The organism is Actibacterium sp., assembly GCF_041584535.1.
Classification (GTDB): domain Bacteria; phylum Pseudomonadota; class Alphaproteobacteria; order Rhodobacterales; family Rhodobacteraceae; genus Actibacterium_D.
Genome location: NZ_JBFHDW010000198.1, coordinates 1 through 4994 on the forward strand (window position 1 = coordinate 1; position 4994 = coordinate 4994).

6 protein-coding genes and 1 pseudogene are annotated in these 4994 nt (G+C 65.1%); 5 read left to right on the forward strand and 2 right to left on the reverse strand.

Annotation, left to right across the window (positions count from 1 at the left end):
* Positions 1-295, reverse strand: a pseudogene (locus ABYW26_RS10280) (hypothetical protein); the annotation flags it as partial.
* A 1-nt stretch (position 296) separates the two neighbouring features.
* Positions 297-1076, reverse strand: a complete 780-nt coding sequence (locus tag ABYW26_RS10285; protein ID WP_372604751.1) for a uracil-DNA glycosylase family protein — start codon at positions 1074-1076, stop codon at positions 297-299.
* A 208-nt stretch (positions 1077-1284) separates the two neighbouring features.
* Between ABYW26_RS10285 and ABYW26_RS10290 the strand changes: the two genes are divergently transcribed.
* The 5 genes from ABYW26_RS10290 to ABYW26_RS10310 form a co-directional block, all read left to right on the forward strand.
* Complete coding sequence (locus ABYW26_RS10290) at positions 1285-2241, forward strand: aspartate carbamoyltransferase catalytic subunit (protein WP_372604756.1); 957 nt, start codon at positions 1285-1287, stop codon at positions 2239-2241.
* A complete protein-coding gene (locus tag ABYW26_RS10295; RefSeq protein WP_372604752.1) occupies positions 2234-2671 on the forward strand; it encodes a hypothetical protein in 438 nt (145 codons plus the stop codon). Before ABYW26_RS10290 ends, ABYW26_RS10295 begins: the two co-directional genes overlap by 8 nt.
* 25 nt (positions 2672-2696) lie before the next feature.
* On the forward strand, positions 2697-3971 hold the full coding sequence (pyrC, locus tag ABYW26_RS10300) for a dihydroorotase (protein WP_372604753.1): 1275 nt from the start codon (positions 2697-2699) through the stop codon (positions 3969-3971).
* A gap of 1 nt (position 3972) precedes the next feature.
* Positions 3973-4581, forward strand: a complete 609-nt coding sequence (plsY, locus tag ABYW26_RS10305) for a glycerol-3-phosphate 1-O-acyltransferase PlsY (protein ID WP_372604754.1) — start codon at positions 3973-3975, stop codon at positions 4579-4581.
* Positions 4582-4587: 6 nt separating this feature from the next.
* A partial coding sequence (locus ABYW26_RS10310; protein WP_372604755.1) for a hypothetical protein occupies positions 4588-4994 on the forward strand: 407 nt, incomplete at its 3' end.

Sequence of the window (4994 nt, forward strand, 5' to 3'; positions counted from 1 at the left end):
CCAGGCGGGCGGTACGGTCCTCCAGCCGCCGCCATCGGGCGTCGTACTCATCGAGGAGCGCCCCGCGTGTGTTGCGAAGGGACGTGATCTCGGCTTTGAGTGTTGCAAGTTGCTCGGTCAGTTGCGGGCGGTCATCCGTCAGAATGGCCCGCGTCACCAGATGGTGCCCCGCCGCCTCGATCCGCGCGACCAAAGTGTCGCCCGACACATCCTCCGCCAGCGTCCGCGTGTCAGAAACGGTCAGCACCGCAATGCGCACCGGCACAAATTCCCGGCTTTCGTCAATTCGTCCCATGTCAGCCCTGTCTCAACTTGTGTTGCAGCATCAAAAGATCGTGCCACGCCTCGCGCTTGGCCTGCGGGTTCCGCAGCAAATAGGCCGGGTGGAACATCGGCAAGGCCGGACGGCCCAGCGCCTCGATCCAATGTCCGCGCAAGCGGGTAATGCCGCGCCGCCCCAGCAAGGCCTGACAGGAATGATTGCCCATCAAAACCAGAACCTCGGGCGCGACCAGTTCGATATGCTTTTCCACGAACGGCAGCATCATCGCCACCTCTTCCGGCAGCGGATCGCGGTTCTGCGGCGGCCGCCACGGCAGCACATTGGTGATATAGACCGCCTGCCGGGCATCAGCCTGATCGCGGCCCAGATCAATTGCCGCCAGCATCTTGTCCAGCAATTGACCGGCCCGCCCGACAAAGGGCCGGCCCAGCCGATCCTCGTCCGCGCCCGGCGCTTCACCGATCACCATGACCCGCGCTTCCGGGCGGCCGTCGGCGAACACCAGACTGCGCGCGCCTTTTTTCAGATCACACAGATCGAACCCTTCGATCGCGTCGCGCAGCGCCTCAAGGCTGGTCGCCCCGGCCGCCGCCGCCCGTGCCACCGCAACCGGATCAACCGAAACCGGCGCGACGCGAGCCGGTGCCACCGGCGCAACCGCCACGCGGGCCGGTTTCGGTGCCGGCGCCTGATAGCGGTCAATCGGCGCATCGCAAATCGCCTCGGTCGCGCCAAGCTCGATCTGCCATTCCAGCAGCGCCTTCGCCGTGTGAAAATCCATCTGCGATTCCATGTCCCGACGCTAGGCCTGCCAGCCGCAAAGGTAAAGAATGCCCCGGCTTCTTCTTCGGTCAAATATCCCCGCCGGAGGCAAAACCCGAGGCGGCCCCGCCGCCGAGACAAAAGCGATGACGCGGCACGCGCCGCACTCGGATCACGCATCGCGCCTTGCCGCGCCGCCGTGGGCTTTCTATAAGCAACCGGACCATGACGAGGGCACCATGACCTTCCACCAGAAACATCTGCTCGGTATCGAACCTCTCCACCCCGAGGAAATCCGGACCGTCCTTGACCTTGCCGATACCTATGTCGATCTGAACCGCCGCGCTGTGAAACATGGCGACGCGCTAAAGGGTCTGACCCAGATCAACATGTTCTTCGAAAATTCGACCCGCACCCAAGCCAGTTTCGAACTGGCCGGAAAACGTCTGGGCGCCGATGTGATGAACATGTCGATGCAGGCCAGTTCGATCAAAAAGGGCGAGACCCTGATCGACACCGCGCTGACGCTGAACGCCATGCATCCCGACCTTCTGGTGGTGCGCCACCCGCATTCGGGCGCGGTGAACCTGCTGGCGGAAAAGGTGAATTGCGCAGTGCTGAACGCGGGCGACGGGCGGCACGAGCACCCGACTCAGGCGCTGTTGGATGCGCTGACCATTCGCCGCGCCAAGGGCCGCCTGCACCGTCTGAACATCGCGATCTGCGGCGATATCGCCCACAGCCGGGTTGCGCGCTCGAACATCCTGCTGCTGGGCAAGATGGAGAACCGCATTCGCCTGATCGGCCCGCCGACCCTGATGCCGTCGCAGATCGACCAGTTCGGGGTCGAGGTCTATGACGACATGGCCGAGGGTCTGAAGGATGTCGATGTGGTGATGATGCTGCGCCTTCAGCGCGAGCGCATGGATGGCGGCTTTATCCCCTCGGAGCGCGAATATTATCACCGCTATGGTCTGGACGCCGAAAAGCTGGCCCATGCCAAGCCTGACGCCATTGTCATGCACCCCGGCCCGATGAACCGCGGGGTCGAGATCGACGGCACCATTGCTGACGACATCAACCGTTCCGTCATTCAGGAACAGGTCGAAATGGGCGTCGCCGTGCGCATGGCCGCGATGGACCTGCTGGCCCGCAACCTGCGCGCCGCTACGGAAACGGATGGCATCTATGTATGAGCTGAACGCCCACGCCCCTCTGCTGGACGGCGAAACGGTGATCGAAGTCTTCCGCGCCGACCGCGCGACCTATATCCGCGATCACCTGATCATGGCGGCCCTGGGCGCGATCGGGGCGATGCTGGCTCTGTATTACATGGGCGAGGTTTGGTGGGTCGGCGCCCCGGCTGCGGTCGCGGCAATCGCGGTGCGCGGGTTCTATCTGGCCTCGGACGACCTGCATGCGCCATGGGACCTGACCGGCCAGCGCCTTTTGGGGCCGCAGGGCCGCGTGGCGCATCTGACCGACATCAAGGAAATCCGCAGCCTTGGCAGCGCCGTGCAGATCATCACCCGTGGCGGCGACAAGCATCTGATCAAATATCTGGCCGACAAGGCCGCGGTGAAGGCCCGGATCGCGGCGCATCCCAAATACCGGGGACAGCCATGACCCAGCGACACGAAATGGAGGCGCCATGCGCACGCTTCTGACGAATATCCGCCTGATCGACCCCGAGGCCGGAACAGATGCCCTTGGCTGGCTGATGATCGACGGCGACACGATTGCCGAGACCGGCTCAGGCAATGCGCCTGCCGCTGACACCGTGATCGACGGGCGCGGCAAATGTCTGGCCCCCGGGATCGTCGATATCGGCGTCAAGATCTGCGAACCGGGCGAGCGCCACAAGGAAAGCTTCAAATCCGCCGGGCTGGCCGCCGCTGCCGGGGGCGTGACCACCATGGTCACCCGCCCCGACACCGCGCCCGCGATCGACACGCCCGAGGTTCTGGAATTCGTCACCCGCCGCGCCCGCGAGGCCAGCCCGGTGCGCATCCGCCCGATGGCCGCCCTGACCAAGGGCCGCGAGGGCCGCGAGATGGTCGAGATCGGCTTTATGCTGGATGCCGGGGCGGTGGCGTTCTCGGACGTCAGCAACGTCACCCAGAACAGCAAGGTTCTGTCGCGCGCGATGACCTATGCCCGCAGCCTTGGCGCGCTGATCATCGCCCACCCGCAGGAACCGGGGCTGTCCAAAGGCGCCTCGGTGACCAGCGGCAAATTCGCCAGCCTGCGCGGCTTGCCCGCTGTTTCGCCGATGGCCGAGCGCATGGGGCTGGACCGCGATATGGCGCTGGTCGAAATGACCGGCGCGAAATACCACGCCGACCAGATCACCACCGCCCGCGCCCTGCCGGCGCTGGAACGCGCCAAGGCCAATGGTCTGGACGTCACCGCCGGCGTGTCGATCCATCACCTGACGCTGAACGAATTCGATGTCGGCGACTATCGCACCTTCTTCAAGCTGACCCCGCCGCTGCGGTCCGAGGACGACCGGCTGGCCTTGGTTCAGGCAGTGGCCAGCGGGCTGATCGACGTGATCTGCTCGATGCACACGCCGCAGGACGAGGAAAGCAAACGCCTGCCGTTTGAAGAGGCCGCCAGCGGCGCGGTCGGGCTGGAAACCCTGCTGCCTGCGGCAATGCGGCTGTATCACTCGGGCGATCTGGATCTGCCGACGCTGTTCCGCGCGCTGTCGCTGAACCCGTCGCGGCGGCTGGGCCTGAGCACCGGTCGGCTCAGCGCCGGTGCCCCTGCCGATCTGGTGCTGTTCGACCCGGATGCGCCGTTTGTGATGGATCGCGCTGAACTTCGTTCAAAATCCAAGAATACCCCCTATGACGGCTCTCGGATGCAGGGTAAGGTTCTGGCCACTTTCGTTGCTGGCGCCCGGGTTTTCGGAGAGATTTAACATGCCCCTGATCGTAACCGACCCCGTGATTCTGGGTGTTGTCGCCGTGCTGGCCTATCTGCTGGGCGCAGTGCCCTTCGGCATGGTCATGGCGCGGGTTTTCGGGCTGGGCGATTTGCGGGCCATCGGGTCGGGCAATATCGGCGCGACCAATGTTCTGCGCACCGGCAACAAGCTGGCCGCCTTTCTGACGCTGGTTCTGGATGCGGGCAAAGGCGGCATCGCGGTGCTGATCGCGCGCTACGCGGTGGGCGAGGATGCGGCGCAGGTCGCCGGGCTGGCCGCGTTTATCGGCCACTTGTTCCCGGTCTATCTGGGCTTTCGCGGCGGCAAGGGCGTGGCGACGTTTCTGGGCACCATGCTGGCGCTTTACTGGCCTCTGGGGCTGGCCGCCTGCGCGACATGGCTGATCGTCGCAGTCATCAGCCGCTATTCGTCGCTGTCGGCGCTGATCGCGGTTGCCAGCCTGCCGTTGTGGATGAAGATTTTCGGCACCGGGCAATTCCTGTTGCTGGCGCTGGCGCTGACCGTGCTGATCTATGCCAAGCACTGGCCGAACCTGCAGCGCCTGAAAGACGGGACCGAACCCAAGATCGGCCGCAAAGGGTAAGGACGCATGGCGAAGACAGGCCTGATCCTGACCAATCAGGTGAACCCGGCCCAGTCCGCGCAACTGGCCGCCCTGCCCGGCATCGCCCGCGTTATCACCCCGCCCGCCGATCAGCCGCTTTGGCAGATCCCGCCGGAAACCGATATCCTGTACACGATGCCCAAAGACGCATGGAAAGACGCGCCGGAAACCGCACCGCCGGGATGGCCCGGCAAGCTGCGGCTGGTGCATACGATCTCGGCCGGGATTGACGGCCTTCCCCGCTGGCTGATGGATGCGCCGTTGATGAGCCGCGGCCGCGGCACCACCGCCGGGCCGAACGCGGAATACGTGATGGTGGCGCTGTTGGAGGGCGACAAGCGTCTGGGTGCGGCGCTAAGCACGACAGGCACGACCGGGGACGCGGCCATCGC

Coding starts and splice junctions, on each gene's coding strand:
- ABYW26_RS10285 (WP_372604751.1), bottom strand. CDS start 1,076: ATGGAATCGCAGATGGATTTTCACACGGCGAAGGCGCTGCTGGAATGG.
- ABYW26_RS10290 (WP_372604756.1), top strand. CDS start 1,285: ATGACCTTCCACCAGAAACATCTGCTCGGTATCGAACCTCTCCACCCC.
- ABYW26_RS10295 (WP_372604752.1), top strand. CDS start 2,234: ATGTATGAGCTGAACGCCCACGCCCCTCTGCTGGACGGCGAAACGGTG.
- pyrC (WP_372604753.1), top strand. CDS start 2,697: ATGCGCACGCTTCTGACGAATATCCGCCTGATCGACCCCGAGGCCGGA.
- plsY (WP_372604754.1), top strand. CDS start 3,973: ATGCCCCTGATCGTAACCGACCCCGTGATTCTGGGTGTTGTCGCCGTG.